This is a genomic window from Sandaracinus amylolyticus (genome assembly GCF_021631985.1).
GTDB classification, from domain to species: domain Bacteria; phylum Myxococcota_A; class Polyangia; order Polyangiales; family Sandaracinaceae; genus Sandaracinus; species Sandaracinus amylolyticus_A.
In genome coordinates this window covers 520,766-547,258 of the sequence record NZ_CP070225.1, presented here as the reverse complement: position 1 = coordinate 547,258, position 26,493 = coordinate 520,766, and the positions used below count along the sequence as shown (strand labels likewise).

23 protein-coding genes and 1 tRNA gene are annotated in these 26,493 nt (G+C 72.0%); 12 read left to right on the top strand and 12 right to left on the bottom strand.

Annotation, left to right across the window (positions count from 1 at the left end):
* Positions 1-29 precede the first annotated feature (29 nt).
* On the bottom strand, positions 30-497 hold the full coding sequence (locus I5071_RS02230) for a hypothetical protein (RefSeq protein ID WP_236520215.1): 468 nt from the start codon (positions 495-497) through the stop codon (positions 30-32).
* Positions 494-2,164 (bottom strand): hypothetical protein, encoded by a 1,671-nt coding sequence (locus tag I5071_RS02225; protein ID WP_236520214.1) that lies wholly within the window; start codon positions 2,162-2,164, stop codon positions 494-496. Before I5071_RS02225 ends, I5071_RS02230 begins: the two co-directional genes overlap by 4 nt.
* Positions 2,165-2,306: 142 nt before the next feature.
* On the opposite strand from I5071_RS02225, the gene I5071_RS02220 reads away from it, so the two are divergent.
* The 3 genes from I5071_RS02220 to I5071_RS02210 all read left to right on the top strand — a co-directional run bounded on the left by I5071_RS02220 (position 2,307) and on the right by I5071_RS02210 (position 5,261).
* Positions 2,307-3,866 carry an ABC transporter permease gene (locus tag I5071_RS02220; protein WP_236520213.1) on the top strand — a complete coding sequence of 520 codons (1,560 nt, stop codon included), beginning with the start codon at positions 2,307-2,309 and terminating at the stop codon, positions 3,864-3,866.
* A gap of 51 nt (positions 3,867-3,917) precedes the next feature.
* Positions 3,918-3,989 (top strand) — tRNA-Gly (locus I5071_RS02215).
* Positions 3,990-4,325: 336 nt separating this feature from the next.
* Entirely contained in the window at positions 4,326-5,261 is a 936-nt protein-coding gene (locus tag I5071_RS02210; protein ID WP_236520212.1) for a hypothetical protein, read from the top strand.
* Here the strand turns inward: I5071_RS02210 and I5071_RS02205 are convergent.
* Positions 5,248-6,936 carry a PAS domain-containing sensor histidine kinase gene (locus I5071_RS02205; RefSeq protein WP_236520211.1) on the bottom strand — a complete coding sequence of 563 codons (1,689 nt, stop codon included), beginning with the start codon at positions 6,934-6,936 and terminating at the stop codon, positions 5,248-5,250. The two genes, I5071_RS02210 and I5071_RS02205, sit on opposite strands and share 14 nt — an antisense overlap.
* Positions 6,933-8,117 carry an FIST signal transduction protein gene (locus I5071_RS02200; protein ID WP_236520210.1) on the bottom strand — a complete coding sequence of 395 codons (1,185 nt, stop codon included), beginning with the start codon at positions 8,115-8,117 and terminating at the stop codon, positions 6,933-6,935. Before I5071_RS02200 ends, I5071_RS02205 begins: the two co-directional genes overlap by 4 nt.
* Before the next feature lie 132 nt (positions 8,118-8,249).
* Between I5071_RS02200 and I5071_RS02195 the strand changes: the two genes are divergently transcribed.
* Positions 8,250-9,446, top strand: coding sequence for a hypothetical protein (locus tag I5071_RS02195; protein WP_236520209.1), 1,197 nt, complete (start codon positions 8,250-8,252; stop codon positions 9,444-9,446).
* A 78-nt stretch (positions 9,447-9,524) separates the two neighbouring features.
* Here the strand turns inward: I5071_RS02195 and I5071_RS02190 are convergent, their stop codons facing one another.
* From I5071_RS02190 to I5071_RS02175, 4 genes are all read right to left on the bottom strand, one after another.
* Entirely contained in the window at positions 9,525-10,040 is a 516-nt protein-coding gene (locus I5071_RS02190; RefSeq protein ID WP_236520208.1) for a hypothetical protein, read from the bottom strand.
* A gap of 61 nt (positions 10,041-10,101) precedes the next feature.
* Complete coding sequence (locus tag I5071_RS02185; RefSeq protein WP_236520207.1) at positions 10,102-10,668, bottom strand: hypothetical protein; 567 nt, start codon at positions 10,666-10,668, stop codon at positions 10,102-10,104.
* 4 nt (positions 10,669-10,672) lie between these two features.
* On the bottom strand, positions 10,673-11,722 hold the full coding sequence (locus I5071_RS02180) for a branched-chain amino acid aminotransferase (RefSeq protein ID WP_236520206.1): 1,050 nt from the start codon (positions 11,720-11,722) through the stop codon (positions 10,673-10,675).
* A 141-nt stretch (positions 11,723-11,863) separates the two neighbouring features.
* Positions 11,864-12,457, bottom strand: coding sequence for a hypothetical protein (locus tag I5071_RS02175; RefSeq protein ID WP_236520205.1), 594 nt, complete (start codon positions 12,455-12,457; stop codon positions 11,864-11,866).
* 442 nt (positions 12,458-12,899) lie between these two features.
* Here I5071_RS02175 and I5071_RS02170 point away from each other — a divergent pair, with 442 nt between their 5' ends.
* Positions 12,900-13,352, top strand: coding sequence for a hypothetical protein (locus I5071_RS02170; protein WP_236520204.1), 453 nt, complete (start codon positions 12,900-12,902; stop codon positions 13,350-13,352).
* Between the two features lie 283 nt (positions 13,353-13,635).
* On the opposite strand, the gene I5071_RS02165 is transcribed toward I5071_RS02170, so the two are convergent.
* The 3 genes from I5071_RS02165 to I5071_RS02155 are packed head-to-tail and all read right to left on the bottom strand — an operon-like array spanning position 13,636 to position 16,250.
* Positions 13,636-14,670, bottom strand: coding sequence for an inorganic phosphate transporter (locus I5071_RS02165; RefSeq protein WP_236520203.1), 1,035 nt, complete (start codon positions 14,668-14,670; stop codon positions 13,636-13,638).
* Positions 14,663-15,301, bottom strand: a complete 639-nt coding sequence (locus I5071_RS02160; protein ID WP_236520202.1) for a DUF47 domain-containing protein — start codon at positions 15,299-15,301, stop codon at positions 14,663-14,665. Before I5071_RS02160 ends, I5071_RS02165 begins: the two co-directional genes overlap by 8 nt.
* 49 nt (positions 15,302-15,350) lie before the next feature.
* Positions 15,351-16,250: a LysR family transcriptional regulator gene (locus I5071_RS02155; RefSeq protein ID WP_236520201.1), complete on the bottom strand. Its 900-nt coding sequence runs from the start codon at positions 16,248-16,250 to the stop codon at positions 15,351-15,353.
* A gap of 108 nt (positions 16,251-16,358) precedes the next feature.
* On the opposite strand from I5071_RS02155, the gene I5071_RS02150 reads away from it, so the two are divergent.
* The 6 genes from I5071_RS02150 to I5071_RS02125 all read left to right on the top strand — a co-directional run bounded on the left by I5071_RS02150 (position 16,359) and on the right by I5071_RS02125 (position 21,509).
* The gene (locus tag I5071_RS02150; protein ID WP_236520200.1) at positions 16,359-16,919 is read left to right on the top strand and encodes a YceI family protein; all 561 of its coding nucleotides are present in this window, start codon (positions 16,359-16,361) and stop codon (positions 16,917-16,919) included.
* A 162-nt stretch (positions 16,920-17,081) separates the two neighbouring features.
* Complete coding sequence (hemW, locus tag I5071_RS02145; protein ID WP_236520199.1) at positions 17,082-18,236, top strand: radical SAM family heme chaperone HemW; 1,155 nt, start codon at positions 17,082-17,084, stop codon at positions 18,234-18,236.
* 118 nt (positions 18,237-18,354) lie between these two features.
* A complete protein-coding gene (locus tag I5071_RS02140) occupies positions 18,355-19,347 on the top strand; it encodes a penicillin-binding transpeptidase domain-containing protein (protein WP_236520198.1) in 993 nt (330 codons plus the stop codon).
* Between the two features lie 146 nt (positions 19,348-19,493).
* Positions 19,494-20,180, top strand: a complete 687-nt coding sequence (locus tag I5071_RS02135; RefSeq protein WP_236520197.1) for an ABC transporter ATP-binding protein — start codon at positions 19,494-19,496, stop codon at positions 20,178-20,180.
* A complete protein-coding gene (locus I5071_RS02130) occupies positions 20,177-20,854 on the top strand; it encodes a heme exporter protein CcmB (RefSeq protein ID WP_236520196.1) in 678 nt (225 codons plus the stop codon). The genes I5071_RS02135 and I5071_RS02130 overlap by 4 nt, the downstream gene beginning before the upstream one ends.
* A gap of 46 nt (positions 20,855-20,900) precedes the next feature.
* Positions 20,901-21,509, top strand: coding sequence for a TlpA family protein disulfide reductase (locus tag I5071_RS02125; RefSeq protein ID WP_236520195.1), 609 nt, complete (start codon positions 20,901-20,903; stop codon positions 21,507-21,509).
* A 7-nt stretch (positions 21,510-21,516) separates the two neighbouring features.
* On the opposite strand, the gene I5071_RS02120 is transcribed toward I5071_RS02125, so the two are convergent.
* On the bottom strand, positions 21,517-22,002 hold the full coding sequence (locus I5071_RS02120) for a hypothetical protein (RefSeq protein ID WP_236520194.1): 486 nt from the start codon (positions 22,000-22,002) through the stop codon (positions 21,517-21,519).
* A 157-nt stretch (positions 22,003-22,159) separates the two neighbouring features.
* On the opposite strand from I5071_RS02120, the gene I5071_RS02115 reads away from it, so the two are divergent.
* Positions 22,160-26,389, top strand: coding sequence for a translocation/assembly module TamB domain-containing protein (locus I5071_RS02115; protein ID WP_236520193.1), 4,230 nt, complete (start codon positions 22,160-22,162; stop codon positions 26,387-26,389).
* The last annotated feature ends 104 nt before the right edge of the window (positions 26,390-26,493 follow it).

The window sequence follows — 26,493 nt, the reverse complement described above, 5'->3', positions numbered from 1 at the left end:
ACGGCGGGCGCGGGTCGCGCTTCCCGAGCTCAGCGCCGCCGCGACGCGCGATCGTCGGCCTCGTCCTCTTCCTTCTTCTCGGCGGTGCGGCGCCGCGTCTCGACCCACGCGCCGTGGTGTCGCTCGACCGCTTCGCGCTCGGCGCGCACCGTCGCGAGCGAGGCACGTGCATCCTCGACGGCCCGCTCCGCAGCGCGCTCTTTCTCGCGCGCCTCGCTCACCCTCGTCGCCATCGCGCGCTCCTCGCGACGACGCCGCGCCATCCAATCCTCGAGCCGCACCAGGTCGAGCGCGCTGCGCCCCTCGCGCGCCCGCTCTTCACGCGCGACGCGCTCGGTCTCCGCGACGTGCGCACGCCGCGCGTCCTCGGCGCGCTCCCGCGCCCGCTGCACCGTCTCGTGCGCCGCGATCGCCGCTGCGAGCGCGCGCTGTGCCGCCTCCTGCTCCTCGGCGCGCAGCGTGCGCGCCGCTTCGAGCGGATAACGCGAGTCGCTCACGGCAACGGCGAGATGCGCGCGCCGCCGAACGTCGCGTCGACGGCCTCGCCGGAGAGCCCGTCGGCGCTGCGCCACGAGCCGCTCAGCGTCTCGGCGCGCAGAGCGTCCACGCTCAGGTTCCCGTCGGCGTCCTCGGTCGACAGCGGGCCCGCGAGCACCACACGGGCGCTCAGCGCATCGAGCGGCGCCGTCGCACCGCGCGCGAGCGCCATCACCGCGCCGCCGACGGCGTCGCACGCCGCCGTCGCGCAATCCGCGCCACATGCGGTGGCGAGATCGTCCTGCTCCGCGATCCACGCCTGCAGCACGTCGCACCCGCCGTGCGACGCGATCAGCGCGCCCGCGCTCTCGAGCCCGCGCGCTCGGGCGAGCGCCTCGATCCCCGAGACCAGCAGCGTCGCGACCGGCAGCTCGATGCGCATCGACTCGAGCTGGAGCACGTCGCTCCCCTCGTTCCAGCGCACCGCGGCGGCCGCGCGCGCAGCGACGCCCACCTCGCGCAGATCGATCATCACGAGATCGGCGTCCGCCTCGCCGAGGCGCACCTCGCCGCGCGTGAACGACGCGACCGGGCCGTCCATCGAGCCCGCGACGAAGAGCACTCCGTCGACGACGAGCCCGCGGTGCAGCGCGACGATCTCCTCGAGCACCACCCGCGCGCCGCCCGCCAGGCTCGCGCCGTCCAGCGCCAGGCGCGTCGCGAGCTCGCGCTCCGCGCTCCCCGTCGCGCGCGCGGCCTCGAGCGCGGAGAGCGCGGCGGTCGCGCCGCGATCGCGCAGCGTCGACTCGAGCGCGTCGAGCATCATCGACGCGTCGCCACCGCTCGCGACCACCGTGCCCTCGAGCGCGAGCGCGAGCGCGTCGGCCGCCAGGCTCGGGGCCATCCCCGCGCGCAGCGCGAGCTCCGCGTCGTACTCGCCCTCGATGCCGAGCGTGCGCGGCACCAGCGTGACCGTCGCGCGGGTGTCGCCCAGCGGCTCGAGCATCACGTCCTCGACGCATCCTTCGGCGACGATCAACGACGCGCTGCTGGTCGCGCGCGCGACGATCGTGAAGCGCTGCGCCGCGGGCAGCGGTGCGAACACCGCTTCGCCGAGCGCGTCGATGGTGCGCGATCGATCCGCCTCGCGCCGCGTGAGCGCGTCGTCGCACGAGACGCGATCGGTCGCCGACGTCGACTGGTGCACGAGCACCGTGCGCTGCGCGATGTCGCGCCCATCGCCGCCCTCGACCGCCACGACCAGGCGACCGAACCCGTCGGCGCTCACCGCGACCTCGAGGTACGCGGCCTGCGCGCCCGGCGCCGCCACGCGGAGGCGGAAGGTCGCGGTCTCGCTCCCCGCGATCACCATCCCGGTCACGCGACCGTCCTCGTCGGTGCGCCCTCCGAGCGAGAAGAGCGTCGAGTCGCGCGCCATACCGTCGAGCGCGAAGGACACGTCGCGCATCGCGACCGGTCGTCCCTCGGCATCGGTCCAGCGCGCCACGAACTCGGCGTGCGCACCAGGCGCGAGCGCGAGCGTGGGCGCGCCTTCGATCTCGATGAGCCCGGTCGCGCCCGGTGGGGACGCGTCCGCGGGTCCAGCATCGAGATCGAACGTGGTGGGTTCGTGGCAGCCCGCGAGCGCCACCCACGCCGCGAGCAGCCCAGCCAAGCGAAGGTACATCTCTTTCGCAAGCATATAGGGGGTCGCCCTCGCCCGGCCAGCGCCCGCCGAGAGAGCCCTCTCGCTGGCGACGCCGAGCACGGGCGGTCCACGATGGCTCTCCCCGGCCCTGCGTGATAGAGGACCCGCCGGTCCGCACCGCATGGACTACGCCCTCACGATCGGCCTGCGTTACCTGCGGTCGAAGAAGAAGAAGACCGTCTCGGTCATCACCTTCATCGCGGTCTCGGGCGTCGCGCTCGGCGTCGCGGCGCTGCTCGTGGTGATGTCGATCACCAGCGGCTTCCAGGTCGAGTTCCGCAACAAGGTGCTCGGCGTCAACGCGCACGTGCTCGTCATGAAGTACGGCCTCGACTTCGAGGAGTACGAGGACGTGATGGCGCGCGCGATGGAGATGCCGGAGGTCGCGGGCGCCGCGCCCTTCGTCATCAACGAGATGATGCTCGCGCGCGGCGATCGCATCGCGGGCGTGCTGGTGAAGGGCGTCGATCCGGTGGCGATGCCCACGGTGCTCGACCTTCCCACGCAGCTCGTCGACGGGTCGCTCGAAGGGCTGCGTCGCGAGGGCGCCGCGCCACCGCGCCGCCCCGACGACGAAGAGGGCGCGCGCACCGAGGGCCTCGATCTCGACGCGTTCCTCCAGCGCATCGAGGACGGGAGCTCGCCCGAGGACGCGGCGCGCGCGACCGAGTCCGCGGCGAGCACGCCCGCGCCGAGCCACGAGGAAGAGACGCCCGAGGACGACGAGCCGCTCGACGAGCTCCCGGTGGTGCGGGTGCCGACGCCCGAGGAGGCCGAGGCCGCGCTCGAAGGGACCGACACCGCGCCCAGCGAAGGGCCGGTCGAGGACGTGCTCTTCGAAGACACCGAGGCCCAGGTCACGCCGACCGAGTCACTGCCCGGCGTGGTCGTCGGCGCCACGCTCGCGCGCACGCTCGACCTGCACGTCGGTGATCGGGTGAGCGTGATCAGCCCGCTCTCCGGGCTCGACACCTCGATGTTCCATGCCGAGGCGCGCACCCCGCGCTCCCGCGAGTTCCGGGTGATCGGCATCTTCGAGGCGGGCTTCCAGGAGTACGACTCGCGCCTCGTGTACGCCGATCTCTACGAGGCACAGGCGTTCTTCGATCACGGCGACAGCGTCACCGGCGTCGAGATCCGACTGCACGACCTCGAGCAGGCACCGGCGATCTCGCGCCGCCTCGAGCGCGTGCTGGGCGGCGGGCCCTACCACACGCTCGACTGGCAGGAGCTCAACCACAACCTCTTCACCGCGCTCGAGATCCAGAAGGTGATGCTGAGCCTGGTGATCGCGACGATCATCTTCATCGCCGCGTTCAACGTGATCGCGACGCTGATCATGATCGTGCTCGAGAAGAAGCGGGAGATCGCGATCCTCAAGGCGATGGGCGCGCACGACCTGCACGTGCTCGTCGTCTTCCTGGTGCAGGGGCTGATCATCGGGCTCGTGGGCACGCTGATCGGGCTCGCGCTCGGCGGAGGCGTCTCGTTCTGGCTCGAGAGCTATCGGTTCCCGCTCGATCCGCACGTGTACCTGATCGATCACGTGCCGGTGCGAACGAGCATGTCGGAGTTCGGGACGACGGTGCTGATCGCGCTCGGGATCTGCCTCGTCGCGACGCTGCTCCCGAGCTGGTGGGCGGCGCGTCTGCTCCCCGCCGAAGGAGTCCGCTACGAATGACGAAAACGTCCTTGACGCTCCCGGGGGGGAGAGCTAGATAGGGCGTCCCTCGCGGGACTAACTCAGTGGTAGAGTGCAACCTTGCCAAGGTTGAAGTCGAGGGTTCGAATCCCTTGTCCCGCTCTCGATCGATAAGAGGCAGTGAACCTCGATAAGAGGCAGTGAACCTCGATAAGAGGCAGTGAACCTCGATAAGAGGCAGTGAACCTCGATAAGAGGCAGTGAACCTCGATAAGAGGCAGTGAACCTCGATAAGAGGCAGTGAACCTCGATAAGAGGCAGTGAACGAAGGCCGGCCAGCGCATCGCTGACCGGCCTTCGCGCTTAACCGCCTCCGGAAGCTCAACCGCCTCCGGAAGCTCAACCGCCTCCGGAAGCTCAACCGCCTCCGGAAGCTCAACCGCCTCCGGAAGCTCAACCGTCTCGGGAAGCTCGTCGCGCAGGGCGCGTACCTGCGACGTGGCCTGGATCGATCTTCCTCGAGCGCGCATCGCCGCGATCATGCTCGGCGCGCTCGTCGCCGCCTGCAGCGGAGCCGAGGAGCCGGTGAGCGAGCCGCGCGTCGCGCGCACCGAAGAGACCCCTTCGGACGAGCTGCCCGAGGGATGGCTGCTCCCCGACGGCTGGATCTGGATCAACGAGCCGCACGACGGCTGGGCGATGGCCATGCCCGCGCTGCCCCGCGCCTTCACGAACGCCGAGCGCACGACGCGCGTGATCCTCGCCGAGACGCCGCGCGGCATCGTCCGGGTCACGCTCATGCCGCGCACCTCGCCCGATCCGATCGCGCAGCTGCGCGCCTCCGGCTGGCTCCAGCTCACGACCGACACGCCGTGGCGCGATGGAGGCCATCTCTTCTCCGGCCTCGGTGCCGACGGCAACGAGACCGACGCGCTCGTCCCCCGCGGCGACGAGCTCCTCCTGCTCACTGCCATCGGCGATCCCGCGCTCGCCGGGCCGATGCTCGCGTCGTTCACGCAGGGCTCGCGCCTCGGCGCGACCCGCATCCGCCACCGCGAAGGCGGCTTCTCGATCGACGCACCGGCGCGGATGGACCCGCTCTTCGATCGCAGCGCACAGCCGTTCCTCCGCGGCTTCCACGGCGTGATCGACGGCAATCAGCTCTCGGCGATCTACGTCGACGGCATCCTCCCGCGCACCCCCGAGGCCGCGATGCGCGACTCGGTCGCCGCGCTTCCGGGGACGATCACCGAGTCGAGCGTGACCTCGACCGAGGCGCGCTTCCGATGCGCCGCCACCGATGGCTCGGGCATGGTCGGCGCGGGCCGCATCGTCACGCGCGGCGCACGCATCTACAACGTCGGCGTCTACGCGCCCTCGGGCAACGAGCCCGAGTGGGCACAGCGCTACCTCGACTCGTTCACGCTCGAGTGATCGTCTCGTCGACGAGCGGCAGCACGACCGTCACCGTCGACCCGACGCCCGGCTCGCTCGAGATGCCGATGTGCCCGCCGTGCATCTCGACGATGTAGCGCGCGATGTAGAGGCCGAGCCCCAGCCCGCCGTAGTGCCGCGACGACACCGCGCGCTCGAAGCGCTGGAACAGCCGCCCCATCCGCTCGCGCGGGATCCCCAGGCCGCGATCCTGCACGTCGAGCCGCGCCGAGGTCTCGTCGCCGGTGCGATCGACGGTCACGTCGATCGGCCGTCCGCGCCCGAATTTCAGCGCGTTCGAGAGCAGGTTCGTGACCACCTGATCGAGCCGCGACCGATCCCACTGCCCCAGCACCGGATCGCGCGCGTGCAGCGCGATGGTCGACCCCGAGCGCGCGCACTCCTCGCCGAAGCGCGCGATCACGTCCCGGCACACCGTGACGAGATCCACGCGCTCTCGCTCGAGCTGCAGGCGACCGGCCTGGATGCGCGAGACGTCGAGCAGCTCGTCGACGAGGTGACCGAGCCTCCGCGTCTGACGCTCGACGTTCTCGAGCAGCTGCAGCGCGCGCTCGGGCGGCATCTCGACCCCGCGCTCGCGCGCCGATCGCAGCGACTGCACCACGAGCTGCATCGAGGTCAGCGGCGTGCGCAGCTCGTGCGACGCCACCGACAGGAACTCGTCGCGCGCGCGGATCGCGTCCTCCGCGGCCTCGCGCGCGGCGCGCTCGGTCTCGAGCAGCCGCTCGCGCTCTGCCTCGGCGCGCTTCCGCTCGCTGACGTCGACGAAGTAGACGCCGCGCCCGTAGTACACGCCGCCGCTGCCCCGCACCGGCACGCAGCGCACGTCGATCACGCGCCCGTCGTGCAGCCGCAGCTCGAGGCGGATCTCGGACTCGACGTTGCGCTCGTTCTCGCGCACCGACTTCAGCAGCACCTCGGGATCGAGCAGCTGCGCCGCGATCGCCTGCACGACGCCGTCGCGCGAGGGGCGCACGATCGACGCGTCGAGCCCCCACATCTCGAGGAGCCGCTGGTTCGAGAAGAGCAGCTCGCCGGCGGGATCGAAGACGACGATGCCGACGTTCGACGCGTCGCCGATGCGCTCGAGCAGCGCCGTGCGCTCGTCGAGCCGCCGCTCGCTCGCGATCGTCCGCGCGAAGAGATCGCGGTGCGCGAGCACGGTCGAGAGGATGCGGCAGAGCCGGTCGACCATCCCGCGGTACTGCAGCGGGAGGCTCGCGGCGCGATCGAAGTAGACGAGCAGGCACGCACGATCGCCCAGGCGCGCGACGTCGATCGGAAAGCGCCACGCGAGGAGATCGGGCCGCGCGAGCTCGACGTACGGCAGCTTCGGCTCGCTCCGCCCGACTGCGATCGCCGCGGACACGTCGTCGGAGACCGGAAGCGCGCGCGAGGCCGCGCCGATCCCGCTCGCGCCGGCGAGCTCGGGACGACCGGCGGCCCCCATCTCGAAGAGCAGGGCCGCGTAGCACCCCAGCCGCTCCACGAGGCGATCGAGGAACGAGTCCGCCGAGCAGCTCGGATCGAAGAGCTCCAGCGCAGCGCCCGTGAGCTCCTGCAGCACGCTCGCGAGCGCGAGGCCCTCCTCGCCGCGCGCCCCGGCGTCGCACCCGCTCCGGCCCACTTCGATGGTGCGTTGATCGAGGCTCATGCGCCCGCTCGCGGCAGCGCCATCACGACCGCCGTCTTGTTCTGGAACTGGGGCGCCGTCGTTCCGAGCGCACCGACCTCGCCCAGCGTGAGGCAGCCCATCATCGGGATCCCGAGCCCGATGCCCTCCTGGATCGCTTCGAGCTCGCGCTCCATCGCGCTCCCGAGGATCAGTGCGCGCGACACGCAATCGAACACCAGCACGCCCGCCGGCGGCCGGTGCTCGCCACGCGCAGCGACCGCCGCCTCACGCGCGGCGACCAACAGATCGTGGCGATCACCGTGCATCACGCGGACCATCGCGCCCTCGGGCACCTCGCCGACGCAGCGCAGGCTGCCATCGGGACCGACCTCGAGCGGATCGCGGATCACGTGATCGCCATCGGCCTGCGGGATCCCGAGCGGGTGCGTCATCGCGAACGCCGCGAAGCGCTGCTCGTCGACCTCGTCGCCATTGTCCGCGGCGGTGCGCCGGTAGATCTCGAACGCGCGCTGGTACTCGAGCTCGACGACCGTCACGTCGTGCGCGCTGGTGACCGTCGTGGGCGGTCCGTACGGACGCCATCCGTGACGGCTCCCGACCGCGATGGGCTGCGCGCTCTCGATCGCGACCGCGACGACGGCGTCGTGCCACGCGCGACCACCCGCGAACTGCGCGGTGCGCACGAACCGGAGGTTGTCGCCGGCTCCGCCGCCCGCCCAGGCCGCGCCCGCGCCCGACTCCTGCACCGCCCCGCGGATCACCTCGGCCGCGTTCCCGGTGAGCGCATCCGGGAAGAGCAGGAACCCGTGGTGCACGCGACCGTGGCGTGCCGCCGCGCCGGGACGCGATGCCGCGAGCGCCTCCCGCATCGCCGTGGCCCCCGCCGCGCGCGGATCGGCGCTGACCGGCCCACCGACGCCGACCGAGTACGTCGCGTCGTCGCCCTCGAGCACCCCCACGACCACGCCCTGCCGCACCAGCGTCGTCCCCGCGAACACACCGGCGCTGCAGCACCCCGCCCACGGAACCTCGCCGAGCTCGTGGGTCACTGCGCGCGCGAGCGCGTCGGGATCGTAGGCATCGGTGCAGAACGCGAGCGCGAACGAGGGGGAGCGCGCGTCGCGCAGCGCCTCGTGCACGGCTTCGCGCGCCGCACGGTCGACGTCCCGGGCCGCGCTCATCGCGATGTGCAGCTTCATCGTGTCCGCACGCCACCTCCATAGAGCCGACGTGGGAACGATCGGAGCTCGCGAGCTCCTGGTCGTCGCCCGAGCACTGCTCGTCGGGTCGGCGGTGACCCGATCGCCCGCCCGCGCGCCACTCGGCATCCGATGGATGCCACCACGCCGCACGGCCGCGCTCGCGTCACGCTCGTCGCGTCCCTGATCACCGCGCTCGTCATCGGATGCGAGGGACGGCTCACCGATCCCGAGACCCGCGATGCCGCGGTGCCCACGACCGACGCCGCGCCACGGGACGCCGCGACGCCATCCACCGACGACGCGGCCATCGAGCCCGATGCCGGCGGTGAGCTCGTGGACGAGCTGCGCCCCGACGTCGTCGCGATCGCGATCACCAACGCCGCAGGTGGCGCGCCGGCGAAGGGCGACACGCTCCGCGTGGTCCTCACGGTCGAGAACCACGGCGACGTCGCGGGGCGCGTCACGCTGATCCCGCACGTCACCAGCGCGCGCTTCGCGGACTTCACCGACGTCCCGCTCGGCACCGTCGAGATCGATCTCGCCGCACGTGCCCGCGTCGATGCGACGCTCGAGGTCGGACCCTTCCTCCACGACGCGGCGCGCGGTGATCGCTTCGCGCTCGGACGCGGCGACTACACGATCCCGCGCGTCGACGTGAACGGCGCGGCGGACACCGAATTCACCGGCAGCGCGCTCTCGATCGCGACGAGCGACGCGATGTTCGTCGCGGTGGTGTACGACCCGATGTACTTCCAGCGCCTCGGCGAGACGCGCGCGCCCGAGGTCTTCCTGCACGAGGCGTTCACCCGCGCGACCGAGGTGTTCGATCCCGCGGGCGGAGGCACCTACCAGTCGTTCCCCGGCGGGTTCGACGAGATGATGAACGTGCGGCAGCTCTTCCACGTGCTGCCCGGGCTCACCGCGAACGAAGCGGGCGGCGGGTTCTGCGAGCAGGTCGGCGCGTACGCGCGCGCGCAGCTCGGCCTCACGCGCGACTGGGACGTCGACGAGAGCCGCCCGGGACGCACCGATCCCGATCACCACGGCTTCGACATGCTGGTCGGCCTCACCCAGGAGATGGGCGGCGGCGCGGCGTGCGGCTGGCTCGACGTGCAGGTGAGCGGGCTCTTCGACTTCGATCTCTCGCGCGAGCGCGCGCAGATCATCCTCGTGCACGAGACGGGGCACCTCTTCGGCGCACCGCACTGCGACCCGCTGCAGGGCTACGTGATGTGCGCGGGCGAGCAGCACGATCACTACCGCGACGGCGGCGTGTTCGTGTGGCACCGCGTGTCGCTCGACGCGATGACGAACCGCTGGGACTGAGTTCCCCGGGGGGCTGCGCGCCCCCCTGTCGACCCCCAGCTGCGCGCGGGTCCCCAACCCGCTTGCCCAGACGGACGATCACAACACGTGGAGCGCGCGCGTGGGCGGAGCACCACGCGCCTCCGCCATGGCGCTGCGCAGATCGCCCGGCGTGCACGCGCGCGTGCCGATCGACGACACGTGCGGCGCCAGCCACGCGAGCGCGCTGAGCTCGTCCTCGAACACCCGCGACGGCGCGCGCGTCTGGGACGTCATCTGCAGCCCCGCGAGCATGCTGCGCACGATCGACGCGACGAACCCCTTGCTCGACACCACGAGCGCCGCCGCGATCAGGTGCGGCGCCATCTCGCGATCGCGCGCGACCATCTCGTTCCGCACGTCCTGCGGCACCGCGCGGAGCGCCGGCACCTGCACGCTCGACACCAAGCACACCCGACTGCCCTGCGCGCGATCGACGATGCGCCGCGAGCTCGCGCGCACCACGCGGAAGTGCTCGATCGTCCCCTCGCCCGACCACAGCTCGAGCATCACGTCGCGCCACGCCGCGACGCAGAGCACGTCGTCGCGATGGAAGATCGTAGGTGCCTCGTTCATCGTCGCCCCCCCGGTGACGACGACGACATAGGGCCTCGATCACACCACGACGCGTCGCTCCCTAGGGCACCACGATCTCGAAGTCACCGCGCGGCTTCGGCTCGTGCCACGCCTCGAACGAGCGCTCGAATCGCACGCGCGTCCCCGACGCGAGCTCGTGACGCGCGAGGCAGTACCGCGCGACGAGCCGGACCTCCGCGCCCGGCGCGAGCACCCAGCGCGCGGGTGACGGGTACACCTCGGGCGCCTGCATCGTCGACGGCTCGCGCCCCACGCGCCACGCGGGCTCGGGCAGCGGCCGGATCGCGAGCGGGTTCGACGAGAGCCCGGGCACCCCGCCGGTCAGCACGTCGACCTGCTGCGCGCTGGCGCTGCGGTTCACCAGCGCGCTGCGCAGCGTCACCACGCCGTCGCGCACCTCGGGCGTGCCGCGCACCTCGAACGCGACCTCGGGCGACATCGGTCGCGCCTCGTCCGACGTGATCGGCCCGGGCGTCGTCAGCGCGCCCGGCGCGTGATCGATCTCCAGCGACGCGACCCAGCCACCGGGCGCCGCACACTCCGGCTCGCTCGGCGCGCTGGAGCACGCGCTCGCGACGATGGCGATCATCACGAGCGCGCCGCGCATCGCATCACACCGGCACGCGCCAGCCGAACGGATCGTCCGCCACGCCCTGCTGGATCGCCTCGAGGCCCGCGCGCAGCGTCGTCGCGACCTCGCCCGGCGCGCGCAGCTCGATCGTCCCCGCCGCGCTCCCGATCGCCGCGATCGGCGCGACGATCGCCGCGGTGCCGGTGCCGAACGCCTCGGTGAGCGCGCCGCGCTTCGCCGCCTCGTGCACCTCGCGCAGCGAGATCGGCGCCTCCTCGCACTTCACGCCGCGCGAGCGCAGCAGCGCGAGGCACGCATCGCGCGTCACGCCCGGCAGGATCGTCCCGTCGAGCTCGGGCGTGCGCACCACTCCGTCGATCACCACGAACACGTTCATCGTGCCCGCCTCGGCGAGCCGATCGTGATCGTGCGCGTCGAGCCACAGCACCTGATCGAAGCCGCGCTTCTTCGCCCGCTCCGCCGCGTGCAGCGACGCCGCGTAGTTCGCGCCGGTCTTCGCGTCGCCGAGCCCACCGGGCGCCGCGCGCACGTGCTCGGTCTCCGCCCAGAGCCGCAGCGGCGTGCTGTAGAACGCGTCGACCGCGCTCACGACGATCGCGAGCTGGTGCGTGCGCGAGGGACGCACGCCGAGGAACTCCTCGGTCGCGTAGAGCGTCGGGCGCAGGTAGAGCGAGCCCTTGCCGTGCGCGGGCACCCAGCCCTCGTGCGCCTTCACGATCGCACGGCACGCGTCGAGGAACGCGGCCTCCGGCAGCACCGGCATCGTGAGGCGCTCGCTGCTCTTCGCGAAGCGGCGCGCGTGGGGCTCGGGGCGCCAGAGATGCAGCGCACCGCTCGGCCCGCGCAGCGCCTTGAGCCCCTCGAACACCGAGAGCGCGTACTGCACGCTCGCCGCCGACGCGACCGTCGTCGCCTCCTCGCGCCGCACGATGCGCGCCCCGTGGAAGCCGCGCTCGGGGTCGTGATCCGCGACCAGCGCGAACGGACCGAGGACACGACCGAAGCCGAGCGGGGCGGGAGGGAGCGCGGGCAGCGAGCCCGGCGCGCGGAGCGCGAGGAGGTCGAGCATGGGTGGGTTGTTGCTCGGGGGGTGCCCCGGCGACAAGGGGACACGCCGCGCGCTGTGAGTGGACGCGCGTCAGTCCAGCTGGAGTGCTCGCTGGCGCAGGGCCCGCACGGGAGCGTGCGGAGCACGCGGACGGGAGAGGCGTCAGCAGGCGCAGACCGCGCTTCCCGGGCAGCCGCGCGACTGGCAGTGCGACGCCATGCAGACCCCGTTCGACGTGGACGGGTCCTCGTTGATCCCGCCGCCGAACGCGCGACGGCAGTAGTAGCCCTCCTCGGTGCGGCAGTCGTCGTCGGACTCGCAGCCGCGGAGGCAGAGGCCGTACTCGTCGCGGAACGGGACGCAGAGCGCGCCGTCGGGGCAGTCGCTCTGCTCGAGCGCAGCACCGTCGACGATCGCCGGCGGGAGCGCGCACGGGGTCACGCAGTAGCCGTTCGTCCACGCGTTGCCGTTGTTGAACGGCGTCGGGCCTCCGAGGCACTCGGGGAGCTCGTCACCGAGCTCGTCCGGGTAGCGGCACGCGTCGTCGTCGGCGCAGGCCTCGCCGATGTCGGCGCCCTGCGGGCCGGTGTCGACGGGTGTGCTCGCGTCGACGGTGGGCGCATCGTTGCCCGCGTCGACGGCAAGGGAAGCGGCATCGACGCCCGCGTCGAACGTGGACGCGTCGGGCTCGGAGAGCTGACTGCTGCTGCAGGCGGTGAGGAGCGCGACGGCGAAGCAAGCGAGACGACAGCGCATGAGATCCAGGGTGCCCGCCGGGTGAGAGCGCAACAAGAGCCGAGCACGAGCAGGGGGTGTCGCGCGCGGCGGTCTGGCTCGACGACGACGATCTGCTCGGTGGTCACGGCATCGAGGTCGAGATCGTGGGCGCGAGGTTCGATCGGCGCACATCTGATCGAGCACGCGCAGTGGCACGTGGACGAGCACGCGGGCCGAGCAGGTGCACGAGCACGGGTCTCGCGCGTGGCTCGGTGGGGTCGAGCGGTCGGCGGGTGAGCCAGCGCGAGGCTCGGGGCGAGGGTCCGCGAGGCTCGGGGCGAGGGTCGCGGAGGCTCGGGGCGAGGGTCGCGGAGGCTCGGAGCGAGGGTCGTGGAGGCTCGATCCTGTACCTCAGCCGGGGACATCGCCGATGTGCGCGATTTCTGGGCAGAATCGCGAATCGGGGAGGCAGAAAACGGCGATGGCGACCAAGAAATCGACGAAGAAGAGCGCGAAGAAGACGAATTCGAAGCGCACGGCGCGCAAGTCCGAGGCCGCGGCGCGTCTCTCGAGCGACGAGAAGGCGCGGATGCTGAAGCCCGGCGAGGATCTCGACGAGATGATCGAGACGTTCGAGAGCGGCTGGCGCGCGGTCGCGAAGAAAGTGAAGGTGCCCGGGGTCACGCCCGCGGCGCTCGCGGCGAGCGGACGCCGCGCGGCGCAGGCGCGCGCGAAGGAGACCGCGCTCGAGACGAAGCTGCTCGCGAAGCTCGCGCCGCTGCGCGATCAGCGCATGCGCGCCGGCGACGAGGCGATGCGCCTCTTGTTCAAGGCCCGCAAGATCGCGCGCGCCGTGGCCGACGGAGATCCCGAGGTCGCCGAGGCGTTCGCGCGCTTCGACGAGCTGTTCGGGACCCGTACCTCGGAGAGCTGATCAGCCGCCGCGATGAGCGTCGCTCAGAAGGCCCCAGGCGCGCCGAGCACGAGCAAGCGGGGCTGGGGCCCCGCGCGATGAGCGTCGCTCAGAAGGCCCCAGGCGCGCCGAGCACGAGCAAGCGGGGCTGGGGCCCCGCGCGATGAGCGTCGCTCGGACATCCCCACGCGCGCCGAGCACGAGCAAGCGGGGCTGGGGCCCCGCGCGCAGCGTTTGGGGTGGGGGGGCCCCGATCCGGCTCTGCCGGTCGGGGGGAGGGGTCTTCCAAGACCCCTCCCGCCAACTACAGCAGCGGCGAGATCACGAGCTCGAGCACGAACGCGATCGCCGCGCTCAGCGGCAGCGTGAGCACCCACGCGATCACGATGTTCGTCGCGACGCCCCAGCGCACCGCGCTGATCCGGTTGCTCGCGCCGACGCCCATGATGCACGCGTTGATCACGTGGGTGGTCGACACCGGCACGCCGGCGTGGCTCGCGACGAGGATCGTCGCCGCGCCCGCGGTCTCCGCCGCGAAGCCCTGGAGCGGCGAGATGCGGATGATCTTGGTGCCCATCGTCTTGATGATGCGGCGCCCACCCGCGGCGGTGCCGAGCGCGATCGCGCTCGCGCACGTGTAGATCACCCAGCGGGGCACTTCCATGTCCGCCGCAGTGTCGCCCACCGGCATCATCCACTCGGGCACGCCGGTGCCGCCGTTCGCGGCGAACGCGACCAGCGCGAGCGTGATGATGCCCATCGCCTTCTGCGCGTCGTTCGAGCCGTGGGAGAACGCCATCATGCACGCGCTCAGGAGCTGCATCCGGCGCGAGGCGCGGTGCACCGTGCCCGGTCTCGCGCGGCGCACGATCCAGAGCAGCGCGATCATCAGGAAGAACGCCGCGACGAACCCCAGCGTGGGCGAGACGACGAGCGGCAGGAGCACCTTCTTGCCGAGCGTCTCCCAGTGGAACGCGGCGACGCCCGCGTGCGCGACCACCGCGCCCGCGAGCCCGCCGATCAGCGCGTGCGAGCTCGACGAGGGGATGCCGTACCACCACGTGATCAGGTTCCACGCCGACGCGCCGAGCAGCGCGCAGAGCACGACCGTCTGATCGACGATCTGGGCATCGGCGAACCCGGTCGCGATCGTGGTGGCGACCGCGGTGCCGGTGATCGCGCCGACGAAGTTGAAGATCGCGGCGATGATCACGGCGGTGCGCAGCGGCAGCACGCCGGTGGAGACGACCGTCGCGATCGCGTTCGCTGCGTCGTGGAAGCCGTTGATGTAGTCGAAGACGACGGCCGCGACGACGACCGCGATCAGCAGACTAACCATGCTTCACGGCCAGGTTCGCGAGCGTGTGCGCGACGCGCTCGCAGCGATCGACGGCGTGCTCGAGATCCTCGAGCACTTCCTTCTCGCGGAGGATCTCCTTCGCGTCGACGCCTTCGTCGTGGAAGAGGCGCGAGAGCTCCTGGCGGAAGATGCGATCGGCGTCCTTCTCGAGCTGGCGGATCGCGCGGCTCGCGGTCATCAGCGCGCCGTAGTCGTGCTTGCCGAGCCGCGGCAGCGCGCCCTCGAGGATCTCGGTGCACTGGATGAGCAGCGCGATGAGCTTCTTCATCGGCTCGGTGGGCTTCGAGACGCCGAAGAGCAGGCACGCGCGCGCGGCGCTGTTCGTGAGATCGAGCACGTCGTCGAGCTCCGACGAGAGGTGCTGGAGGTCCTCGCGATCGATCGGGGTGACGAAGGTGCGGCCCAGCGCTTCCTCGAGCTCGTGGACGACCTTGTCGCCCTCGTGCTCGCAGATCTGCACGGCGGACTGCACGTCCTCGATGCGTTTGCCGTTCGCGAATTCGCCGAGCGCGCGTGCGCCCTTGTGCGCGGCGGCGGCCTGCCGCTCGAGGAACTCGAAGAAGTGCTGCTCGCGAGGGATCAGCCAGCGTACGAGGTCTTGGAGCGCCATCGCGGGCGCCGTTTACGCGCCGCGGGGCCGGGTCGTCAAGGCGCGCGGGTCACCGGCGCGCCGTCGCGAGTGAGGTCGTGCGCGCGATCGTGTCGAGCAGGAAGTCGCGGAACATCGCGACGCGGCGCGGGACGTAACGCGCGCTCGGGTAGACGAGGTGGAACGGCGCGCCGGGCGCGCTGTGCTTCGGCAGGACGCGCACGACGTCGCCGCCGGTGATGCCGACGAACGCAGGCAGCAGGCCGATGCCGGCGCCCGCAGCGACCGCGTGGTGCGCGAAGGTGAAGTCGTCGGCGTTGACCGCGCCGCGCACCTCGAGGCTCTCCTCGCCGCGCGGGCCTTCGAGGGTCCACGTCGCGCGGCCGTGCACGCCGCGGAAGAGCACGCAGCGGTGGCGCGCGAGGTCGGCGACGCGCTTCGGCGCGCCGTGCGCATCGAGGTACGCGCGCGACGCGACGAGCGCGAAGTCGACGGCCGGGAGACGGCGCGCGACCAGGGTGTCGTCGCGGATCGGACCGGCGCGCAGCGCGAGGTCGATGCCCTCCTCGACCAGGTCGACGACGCGCCCGGTGAGCACGACGTCGACGAGCACGTCGGGGTGCTGCGCGATGAACGCACCGATGATCGGCGCGAGCAGCCACACGCCGGCGTCGACCGCGGTGGTGACGCGGATCGGACCGCTCAGCGTGGCCTCGAGATCGACCACGACCTCGCGGGCCTCGGCGATGGCGGCGAGGCCGCGCGAGGCGCGCTCGTAGAACGCGGCGCCGGCCTCGGTGAGCGCGACGGTGCGGGTGGAGCGGCGGAGCAGGCGCGCGCCGAGCTCCTGCTCGAGGAGCGCGACCGCGCGGCTCACCGAGGACTTCGGGAGATCGAGCGCACGCGCGGCGGCGGTGAAGCCGCGCTCGTCGACGACCTTCACGAAGATGGCGACGCGGTGGAGATCCATTGTTCGAATCCGGCGAACGATGCGTTCGCGAGAACGACTCTAGTGCGTGCTGGAGCAACGGTCCATGTTGGTGTCGTCGACGAAAGACGAAGGAAAGAAGGACGAGCCATGACGACCGCAGCCCCCCAGACCGCCTCGCAGCCCAGCCGCTGGACCCTCGACGCCTCGCACTCGAGCGTCGGCTTCAGCGTGCGCCACATGATGATCACGAACGTGCGCGGCGAGTTCCAGAAGGTCTCCGGCGAGGTGGTCTTCGATCCCTCGAAGCCCGAGGCGTCGAAGGTGAGCGCGACGATCGACGTGGCGTCGATCAACACGCGCGAGGAGAAGCGCGACGGGCACCTGCGCAGCGCGGACTTCTTCGACGCGGAGAAGCACCCGAGCATGACCTTCGAGTCGAAGCGCGTGCGCCGCGCGGGCGACGGCTACGAGGTCGTCGGTGACCTGACGATCCGCGGCACGACGCGCGAGGTGACGCTGACCGTCGACGACGTGACGGCGGAGCACACGGATCCCTGGGGCAACCGCCGCATCGGTGCGTCGGCGCGCGCGAAGGTGCGTCGCTCGGAGTTCGGGATGACGTGGAACTCGGCGCTCGAGGCGGGCGGTGTGCTGGTCGGTGACGAGATCTCGATCGTGATCGAGGTGTCGCTGATCAAGCAGGCCTGACCGGAGAAGAAGGCCGATCACGACCACGTCGCCGTTCACGTTCACGACCACGTCGACCTCGTCGGCGTGAACGTGGTCGGCGACGTGAACGTGGTCGTGGACGGCCGGTTGCTGCGTCCACGTTGACTTGCGCGGGCCGAGCCCCACGATCCGCGGCCCTCGATGACCGCGACCAGCGTCTACGTGCACTTCCCGTGGTGCCTCAAGAAGTGCCCGTACTGCGACTTCAACTCGTACGGCACCGCACGCGACGACGTGCCGCACGAGGCCTACGCGGACGCGGTGCTGCGCGAGCTCGAGGCGCGTCGCGGGCAGCTCGAGGGGCGCACGCTGGTGTCGATCTTCGTGGGCGGCGGGACTCCGTCGCTCTGGGATCCGCGCGCGCTCGGGCGCGTGCTCGCCGGGATCCACGGCGCGTTCGGCGCGCGCGAGGCGGACCTCGAGGTGACGGTCGAGTGCAATCCGACCTCGCTCGATCAGGCGCGCGCCGCGTCGCTGCGCGAGGCGGGGGTGAACCGGATCTCGATCGGCGTGCAGTCGCTCGACGAGTCGCGGCTGAAGTTCCTCGGACGCCTGCACGACGCGCCGATGGCGCTCACCGCGGTGCGCGAGGCGCGTCGCGAGATCACGCGGGTGAGCGCGGATCTGATGTTCGGGATGCCCGGACAGAAGGCGCACGACTTCGAGGCAGAGCTCGATCGCGTGCTCGAGACCGGCGTCGATCACGTGTCGGCGTACGCGCTGACGATCGAGCCGGGCACGCAGTTCGGCGAGCTGCACAAGAAGGGACGCCTGCCGGTCGCGCCCGACGACGACTACGCGGAGACGTTCCTCGCGGCGGAGTCGATGTTCGCGTCGCGCGGGCTCGAGCACTACGAGGTGTCGAACTACGCGCGGCCGGGCCAGGAGGCGCGCCACAACCTGCACTACTGGCGCGGCGGTGACTACGTCGGGCTCGGCGCGGGCGCGGTGGGATGTCTCGGCGACGGACGCGGTGGAGGGCGGCGCTGGCGCGACGAGGCGCTGCCGGCGAAGTACCTCGAGGGCAGCGGCGAGCTCGCGCGCGTGGAGTCGTGGGAAGAGACGCTGAGCGCCGACGATCGGGTGCGCGAGGCGCTGATGCTCGGGCTGCGGACGCGCGAAGGTGTGGACCTCGACGCGCTGCGCGCGCGCACCGGAGTCGATGCGCGGGTCGGGCGCGAGCGGGCGCTCGAGCGGCGCGTGGCGCGCGGCGAGCTGGTGATCGAGGGCGCGCGGATGCGGGTGCCCCACACGTCGTGGCTCGCGCTCGACGCGATCGTGACCGACCTCTTCTGATCGCGGCGTGTCCCGCGCGACGCGCACGCGTTGCCGAGGGGACGCGGCTCTGCACGAGAGGACGCGAAGATGCGGGTGCCGGCGCGCCGGCACGAGCATTGTTCTGCGCGCGCGCCTCATGACTCGATACGCAATGCTCCTCGTCGCGCTCTCCTCGTGCGCGCACGCAGCTCCGGCCCCCACCGACACGACCGCGACGACGCCAGCGCCCGGCACGTCGCTCGACGCGCGAGCGCGCGAGGTGATCGACCTCGAGCTCGCGCGCGCGTTCGCGGAGCCCACGACCCGCGCGATGTCGATCGTCGTCCTCGATCCCGCGACCGGACGGGTGATCGCGATGAACGGACGGCGCGGCGAGTCGGTCGATCCCGCGATCCCCGAGCGCGATGCCGTGCCGCACGGCTCGGTGGGCAAGACGTTCACCATCGCGATCGCGCTCGATCGCGGGGCGATCACCACCGAGGACGCGTTCGACGGCGGCGAGGGCGCCGCGACGTTCGGGGCGCTGCGCATGCGCGACGCATCGCCGCACGGCGTGATGTCGCTCGAGGACGTGGTCGCGTTCTCGTCGAACATCGGCACTGCGCGCGTGCTCGAGCGCGTGGGACGCGAGGCCTGGCTCGAGGGGATGGCGCGGCTGCACCTCGATCATCGGGTGCCCGAGGCGGCTCGCGCCGACGTGGAAGAGACGATCCCCGTCGCGATCGGAGCGGGCCTCGCGCCGACGCCGCTCGAGGTCGCGGCAGCGTTCGCGGCGATCGTGAACGGAGGCACGTACCACGCGCCGTGGCGCGAGGGCGAAGCGCCGTCCCCCGGCGAGCGCGTGCTGAGCGAGGCGACGTCGGCGACGATGGTCGCGCTGCTCGAGGCGTCGATCGTGCGCGAGGACGGCACCGGACACGGCGCGCTCGTCGCCGGGCATCGCGTGGCGGGCAAGACCGGGACGGCGAGGCTCGACGATGGTGCGTCGTACGCGGCGTTCGCCGGGGTCGCGCCGCTCGAGGCGCCGCGCTTCGTGATCGTCGTGGGCGTCGACACGGTCGACGAGGGCTACACCGGCGGGACCGTCGCTGCGCCCGCGTTCGCAAGGATCGCGACGGCATTGCTGTAGCTCGCGGGAAGGGTCTTGGAAGACCCCTCCCCCCGACCGGCGGAGCCGGATCGGGTCCCCCTACCCCGAACGCTGCGCGCGGGGCCCCAGCCGGGCTTGCTCGTTCGTCACGGCTTCGATCCGCGGGCTGCTAAGCTCCGGCCCGCGTGGCGATCGACTTCGAGCGCGTGGACGCGCGCGGGCTGGTGAAGACCTTCGGGCCGACCCGCGCGCTGGCGGGTGTGGACGTCGCGCTGCGCGCCGGATCGGTGACCGTCATCGAGGGGCCGAACGGGTCGGGCAAGACCACGCTGCTCGGCATCCTCTCGCTGCTAGTGCGGCCGACCCGCGGCACCGTGCGCTTCGGGTCGCACGACGCGCTCGCGAGCGCCGAGGTGCTGCGCGCGACCATCGGCGTGCTCGCGCATGCGGCGATGGTCTATCCCGATCTCACCGGCGCGGAGAGCCTCGCGCTCGCGGCGAAGCTGCACGACGTGCGCGATGCCGATCGGCGCATCGCCGCGCTGCGCGAGCGCTTCGAGATCGGGCCCTTCGGAGAGCGACCGACGCGCACCTACTCGCGCGGTCAGCTCCAGCGCATCGCGCTCGCGCGCGCGCTCGTCCACGAGCCTCGACTGCTGCTGCTCGACGAGCCCTCGACCGGGCTCGATCCCGCGTCGGTCGATCGACTGATCGCGGCGGTCCGCGCCGAGCGCGCGCGCGGCGCGATCGTCGTGCTGGTCACGCACGACGTACCGCTCGCGGAGGCGATCGGCGACCGGCGGGTGCGGCTGTCGCGCGGCCGTGTGGAGCAGGACGAGCCCTTCGTCGCGCGCGAAGGAGCGAGCGCGTGAGCGTCTTGCGCGCGGCGGCGCTGCTCGCCTGGAAGGACCTGCGGATCGAGCTGCGCACCCGCGAGATCACGGTGAGCACCGGGCTCTTCGCGGTGCTCACCGTCGTGCTCACGTCGCTCTCGTTCTACGTGGACGACGTGATCGCGCGGCGCATCGCGCCGGGCGTGCTGTGGATCGCGATCGCGTTCGCGGGTGTGCTCGCGATCGGTCGCACCTGGGGGCGCGAGCGCGAGAACGACGCGATGCGCGGGCTGCTCCTCGCGCCGATCCCGCGGCCCGCGATCTTCGCGGGCAAGGCGGTGGGGACCCTCGCGTTCATCGTCGCGATCGAGCTGATGCTGGTGCCGCTGGTCGCGGTGCTCTTCCATCTCGATCTGGTGCCCGCGCTGCCGCTGATGATCCCGACGCTGCTGCTCGGATCGCTCGGGTTCGTGCTGACGGGCACGCTCTTCGGCGCGATGACGGTGCGGACGCGCTCGCGCGATCTGATGCTGAGCGTGGTGCTGTTCCCGCTGGTGACGCCGGCGCTGCTCGCGGGCGTGGTGGCGACGCGCGGGATCCTCGCGGGCGAGCCGCTCGAGGAGACGCTGGCGTGGATGCGGATCCTCGGGGCCTACGACCTGGTCGTCGGCGTCTGCGGGTGGTTCCTCTTCGGCCCGCTCGTCAGCGATTAGAGCGGGCTTGCCCCTGCTCGCCGGAAACCGCACAGTCCGGCTGCCCATGCGGCGCGCAGAGATCCTCGCCGGCCTCGCCGTGCTCCTCGTCGGAGCCCCGCTCGCGTTCATGTTCGCGAGCGCTCTCGCCGATGGAGAGGTGCGTCGCAGGGAAGCGCCGCTCCGCGCGATCCTCGGGAGCGACGCCTTCGAGGCGCTGGCCCGCGGCGAGCAGACCGATCAGCACTACCTCGGCAACGATCGCCTCGCGCCCGACTTCACGCTGCAGGATCGCGAAGGGCGCGCGTGGCGCCTCTCCGATCATCGCGGGAAGGTCGTCGTCCTGAACTTCTGGACGATCACCTGCCAGCCGTGCGTCGAGGAGATGCCGACGCTCGAGGAGCTCGCGCGCATCGTGGGTGAGCGCGACGACGTCGAGCTCGTGACCATCTCGACCGATCGCACCTGGGATCAGGTCTCGACCGTCGTCGCGCCGACCTCGCCGCTCACCGTGCTGCTCGACCCCGACAAGGCGATCGTGCGCGATCGCTTCGGGACGCGGCTCTACCCCGAGACCTGGGTGATCGATCGCGACGGCGTGATCCGACTGCGGGTGGACGGACCGCGCGAGTGGTCGAGCGCGATCGCGGTCGACGCGATCGAGAGCTTCCTCTAGCCCGCCCTCAGAGCGGCCAGGCGATCGGGTCGTCGACCACCGGCGGCCGCACCACGCGCTCGGCGATCACGAGGTGCGCGCCGCGCTCGTCCTCGGCGATCAGCGGCTCGAGCTGCATCGCCGCGTGCACGTCGAAGCGCGCGGCGAGCGTGCCGCCGCGCACCTGCGCGTGGAGCGCGCCCTCGCGATCCTCGCGCAGCGTCGAGGGATCGAGCGGCTCGCGACGCCCGTCGGAGAGCTGCAGCCACACGACGTCGCCCTCGCGCTCGATCGTGCGCACGAAGATCGGCGCGCCCTCGATCGTGACGTACGCCCAGTTGATGTCGTTCTTGAGGCAGTAGCGACCGTCGTCGGCGCGGTCGATCCACGCGTCGAACGCCTGCGTCAGGAGCACGTGATCGATCGGGTCCGCTCCGTCGAACCATCGGCCGCGGGCGTCGCGTCGGATCTTCGTCTCGCGCGTGCGGCCGGCGAGCAGCGCGTTCGGGTCCATCGCACGGTGTGTAGTCCCTCGCGCACGCTCCCGCGAGCCGTCGCGCACATCGCGGGTGAAGAGAGAGGCGCGCGCACGCGTCGCACATCTCGTGCCGGTTACGCGCGCCACGAGAGGACCTCGTGCTAGCCTCGACGGTCCTTCCGGGATCAATCGCGTGGGCCGTGGGATCGCGTTTCGCCGGTGGCGCAAGTGGGCGGTGGTCCTCGCGGTCTTCGCGATCGGGATCCCGGTCTCGGCCGCGCTCACGATTCGCTCGTCCGAAGCGCACACGCGGCTCCGCGCCCTGCTGATCGACACGATCCGCCAGGAGCTCGGGATGAGCGCGTCGCTGGGGCCGGTGCAGCTCCAGCTCTCGCCCTTCGCGATCGTCGCGCGCGACGTCTCGCTCGCGGACCCGGTGTACGGGCGCGTGGCCGACGCGTCGCGCATCGCGGTGCGGCCCTCGGTGGGTGCGCTGCTGCGCGGGCAGGTCGACCTCGACGCGATCGAGCTCGACGGCGCGAGCGTGCACCTCGTCATCCGCGACGGACAGCTCCGCAACCTGCCGCGCATCGAGGGCGGGGGTGGCGGCGGCGAGATGACCCTGCCCTTCGGCGAGCTGGTGATCCGCGAGGCGTCGCTCACGGTCGACGCGGATCCCATCGCGAGCGGCGCGCTGCACGTCGACGAGATCACGGTGCGCGGTGAGCGCGGCGGCGTGATCGACGTGACCGTCGTCGAGGGCACGGGATCGATCACGCGCGAGGGCACGGAGCACGCGCTCGAGCGGCTCGAGGGTCACGTCGAGATCGCGTCCGACGCGCTGCGTGTGCAGCAGCTCGCGCTCGCGCTCGGCCCGCTGCACGCGGAGATCGGCGAGGGCTACGTGCCGCTCCCGCCGCCCGATCCGCGCACCGAGGGCGCGCGCGGCTACGTGGGCCAGATCGCGGTCGACTACGAGCTCGAGCACCTCGCGACGCTCGGCCTGCCGATCACGCTCCCCGCGATGTGGGGCCACGCCGCGATCCGCGCGCGTCTCTCGCACGACGGCGCGCACGGACAGCGCGCGACCGGCAGCGTGCGGCTCGATCACGGGCGCATCACCGAGTTCGGCATCGGCGACGTCGCGCAGATCGAGTTCGAGGCGACGCCTCGCGAAGTGCGCATCACGAGCGGCGAGGTGCAGGTCGTCGGAGGCGGCGGGACGCTCACGCTCGGCGGCACGCTGGGCCTCACCGAGGAGCTGCCGCTCGACGTGACCGCGGAGCTCCACGCGTTCTCGTTCGCGCACCTGATGGATCAGCTCTCGGTGTCGCAGAATTCGATCGTCGAGTGGATCTTCGAGGGCTCGATGGTGCTGCGCGGATCGCTGCGCGACCTCGATCTCTCGGGGCCCGTCGATCTGCGCACCCACGACTTCACGGTCAGCGCGAACGCGTACCACGAGCGCCCGCTGCGCACGGTGATCGCCATCCCGCGCGGGCACTTCCGCGGTGAGTGGTCGATCCGCAACGACGCGATCCGGTTCACCGATCTCGTCGCCGATCTCCCGCACAGCCGGCTCTACGCCGACGTGCTGCTCGGCTTCCGCAACGAGCTCCGCGTGAGCGCGCGGGCCGATCCCGCGGACCTGCGCGACGTCTCGCCGCTCACGCGCTTCCAGCTCGCCGGCATCGGCACCGCGACCTGCGAGATCGACGGCTTCTACCAGGCGCCGCGCGTGACCGGGCACGTGCGCATCCAGGACTTCGTGTTCGACTCGTTCCGCCTCGGCGACGTCGACAGCGACGCGGTGCTCGACTCCGACGGCATGGGCGTCACGTTCCCGCACATCGTCGCGGTGAAGGACGACAGCCGCTACGCGGCGAACGACGTCTATCTCGACTTCCACCGCAACGCGTTCCGCATGTCGGGGCGGCTCGCGCTCGAGCGGATGGAGCTCGCGGACTTCTATCACGTGTTCGGGTTCGAAGCGGACGAGCGCTTCACGCCGTACCAGGGCGTCGCGCACGGCGAAGCGGAGATCGACTACACGAACGGCTATCCCGGCGACTCGCCGAGCGGGACGCTCGACGTCGGGATGCGCCTCGCGCTCTCGGACATGTCGGTCGACGACTATCAGTTCGAGAGGGGCGCGCTCGAGGGACGCTTCCGGTGGCTCGACTGGTCACGCGGGATCAGCGGCGCCGAGCTGCTGATCGATCACGCGAGCCTCCACAAGGGCGAGGGCACTGTCTCGCTGCAGGGCACGATGGCCGTCGGCGGCGCCCTGCGCATGACCGCGGCCGCCGATGCGCTCGCGCTGCGCGAGCTCGAGGGCATCGGCGATCGGTTCCCGGGGCTCGACGGGATCGCGACCGCGACCGCGCAGGTGGGCGGCACGCCCGACGCGATGCGCATCGATCTCGACGTGGGGCTGACCAACGTCGTGTACGCGGGGCGCGCGATCGGCGATGCGCGCGCGTACGTGCGCCAGACCCATCAGGACGACGCGTGGATCCAGGACGCGCTCGCGTGGGAAGGACAGCCGCCGGAGCACGAGGACTGCCCGCTCGCGCGCATGGGCCTGGCGCGCGCGAACTGGCCGAACGATCCGCCGCTCCGCACGGTCGACGGGCTCCAGCCGCGGCTCTCGCGCGCGAGCGCGTTCGTGATCTGCGGGACCGCGCTCGACGGACGCATGACGGTCGATCTCGCGGTGGGCCGGACCCAGCAGTACCCGCTGCGCGGTCGCATCGCGCTCGACGGGCTCGAGCTCGCCGCGTTCATGCCGGTGCCCTCGCCCGGCGCGCCGGCGTCGCGCGGGAAGGTGAGCGCGGAGCTGGTGCTCGAGGACGGCGGGCTGCGCGATCTCTCGACGCTCGCCGGGCGCCTCGAGGTGAGCGATCTCGAGCTCGCCCGCGGCGACGTCGCGTTCACGAACCGCGGGCCCCTGCTCTTCTCGCTGAAGAACGGCGTGGCGAGCGTCGATCGCGCGCGGCTCGTCGGGCCCGACTCGCGCATCCGGGTGCGCGGTCAGTACGCGCTGCCGGTCCCCGGCGACGACGGAGGGCTCGCGCTGCAGATGGACGCGCGCGTCGATCTCGGGCTGCTCGCGCGCATCACGCCCGCGGTCACCGAGGCCGACGGAGACATCGTCGCGCGCCTCGCGATCAGCGGGCCGATCTCGGATCCCGAGATCTACGGTGACGCGCGGCTCGAGGGCGGCTCGCTGCGCGCGGCGGCGCTGCCCACGCCGGTCGAGGGGCTCGACGCGCACGTGACGTTCAGCGCGCGCAGCATCCAGATCGACGAGCTGCGCGCGCACCTCGCGGGCGGGACGATCCGCGGCAACGGCGAGGCGCAGCTCGCGGACGGCCGGCTCTCTCGCTGGAACGTGCGGGTGCACGGCGAGGGGCTCGAGCTCGCGCCGGCAGACGGGATGGATCTCGCGCTCGCGGCGGACGTCGAGGTCGGCTGGACGCGCGGCGAGCGCCTCCCGACGGCGCGCGGCGAGCTGCGCGTCGGGCGCCTCGCGTTCACGCGCAACATCGATCTCGGCACCACGCTCGGCGAGCTCTCGCGCACGCAGCGCGCGGAGGTGCAGCGCTACGATCCCGACGCCGATCGCGTCGCGCTCGATCTGCGCATCGTCGACGAGCAGCCGTTCGTGGTGCGCAACAACCTCGTCGAGGCCGAGCTGGTGATCGACGACACCCAGCGCGCGTTCCGGATCGTCGGCACCGATCAGCGCTACGGCGTGCTCGGGAGCATGCAGTTCACGCGCGGGCGCATCTTCTTCCGCAACGCGATCTTCGACGTGCGGAACGGCTCGCTCTCGTTCGACGACGACACCCGCATCGATCCCACGTTCACGCTCGGCGCGGTGACCGAGGTGCGGCGCAGCGGCGATCTCGCGGCGGCGCGGTGGCGCATCCTGCTCGACGCGCGGGGCTCGATGGGCTCGTTCGAGATCCAGACCAGCAGCGATCCCGATCTGCCGCAGGAGGACATCCTCATGCTGCTCGCGGTCGGCATGACGCGCGGCGAGTTCGAGCAGCTGCAGACCGGCGACGTGACGAGCACCGCGGCGCTCGAGGCGCTCACGCAGATCACCGGCGTGGATCGTGAGGTGCGGCGCGCGGTGCCGCTGATCGACGACTTCCGGATCTCGAGCGGGTACTCGCTCCGGAGCGGGCGCACCGAGCCCCAGATCTCGGTGGGCAAGCGCATCGCCGATCGGGTGCGCCTCAGCGCGACGACGGGCGTGGGCGCGGGCGATGCGCGCGACTTCCGCGCGCTCGTCGACGTGCAGCTCGACGACACCACCGGCGTCCAGTGCAGCTACGACAACTTCACGCAGGGCAGCGCGACGTCGTTCGGAAACGTCGGGTGCGACCTCCGATGGCGTCTGGAATTCGAGTGAGAGGCTGTCGATGGATCGGAACCTGCGCGAACGCGAGCAAGTGGGGGTGGGGCCCCGCGCGCAGCGTTCGGGGTGGGGGGCCCCGATCCGGCTTCGCCGGTCGG

Coding starts and splice junctions, on each gene's coding strand:
- I5071_RS02225 (WP_236520214.1), bottom strand. CDS start 2,164: ATGTACCTTCGCTTGGCTGGGCTGCTCGCGGCGTGGGTGGCGCTCGCG.
- I5071_RS02220 (WP_236520213.1), top strand. CDS start 2,307: ATGGACTACGCCCTCACGATCGGCCTGCGTTACCTGCGGTCGAAGAAG.
- I5071_RS02205 (WP_236520211.1), bottom strand. CDS start 6,936: ATGAGCCTCGATCAACGCACCATCGAAGTGGGCCGGAGCGGGTGCGAC.
- I5071_RS02200 (WP_236520210.1), bottom strand. CDS start 8,117: ATGAAGCTGCACATCGCGATGAGCGCGGCCCGGGACGTCGACCGTGCG.
- I5071_RS02195 (WP_236520209.1), top strand. CDS start 8,250: ATGGATGCCACCACGCCGCACGGCCGCGCTCGCGTCACGCTCGTCGCG.
- I5071_RS02190 (WP_236520208.1), bottom strand. CDS start 10,040: ATGAACGAGGCACCTACGATCTTCCATCGCGACGACGTGCTCTGCGTC.
- I5071_RS02185 (WP_236520207.1), bottom strand. CDS start 10,668: ATGCGCGGCGCGCTCGTGATGATCGCCATCGTCGCGAGCGCGTGCTCC.
- I5071_RS02180 (WP_236520206.1), bottom strand. CDS start 11,722: ATGCTCGACCTCCTCGCGCTCCGCGCGCCGGGCTCGCTGCCCGCGCTC.
- I5071_RS02175 (WP_236520205.1), bottom strand. CDS start 12,457: ATGCGCTGTCGTCTCGCTTGCTTCGCCGTCGCGCTCCTCACCGCCTGC.
- I5071_RS02170 (WP_236520204.1), top strand. CDS start 12,900: ATGGCGACCAAGAAATCGACGAAGAAGAGCGCGAAGAAGACGAATTCG.
- I5071_RS02165 (WP_236520203.1), bottom strand. CDS start 14,670: ATGGTTAGTCTGCTGATCGCGGTCGTCGTCGCGGCCGTCGTCTTCGAC.
- I5071_RS02160 (WP_236520202.1), bottom strand. CDS start 15,301: ATGGCGCTCCAAGACCTCGTACGCTGGCTGATCCCTCGCGAGCAGCAC.
- I5071_RS02155 (WP_236520201.1), bottom strand. CDS start 16,250: ATGGATCTCCACCGCGTCGCCATCTTCGTGAAGGTCGTCGACGAGCGC.
- I5071_RS02150 (WP_236520200.1), top strand. CDS start 16,359: ATGACGACCGCAGCCCCCCAGACCGCCTCGCAGCCCAGCCGCTGGACC.
- hemW (WP_236520199.1), top strand. CDS start 17,082: ATGACCGCGACCAGCGTCTACGTGCACTTCCCGTGGTGCCTCAAGAAG.
- I5071_RS02140 (WP_236520198.1), top strand. CDS start 18,355: ATGACTCGATACGCAATGCTCCTCGTCGCGCTCTCCTCGTGCGCGCAC.
- I5071_RS02125 (WP_236520195.1), top strand. CDS start 20,901: ATGCGGCGCGCAGAGATCCTCGCCGGCCTCGCCGTGCTCCTCGTCGGA.
- I5071_RS02120 (WP_236520194.1), bottom strand. CDS start 22,002: ATGGACCCGAACGCGCTGCTCGCCGGCCGCACGCGCGAGACGAAGATC.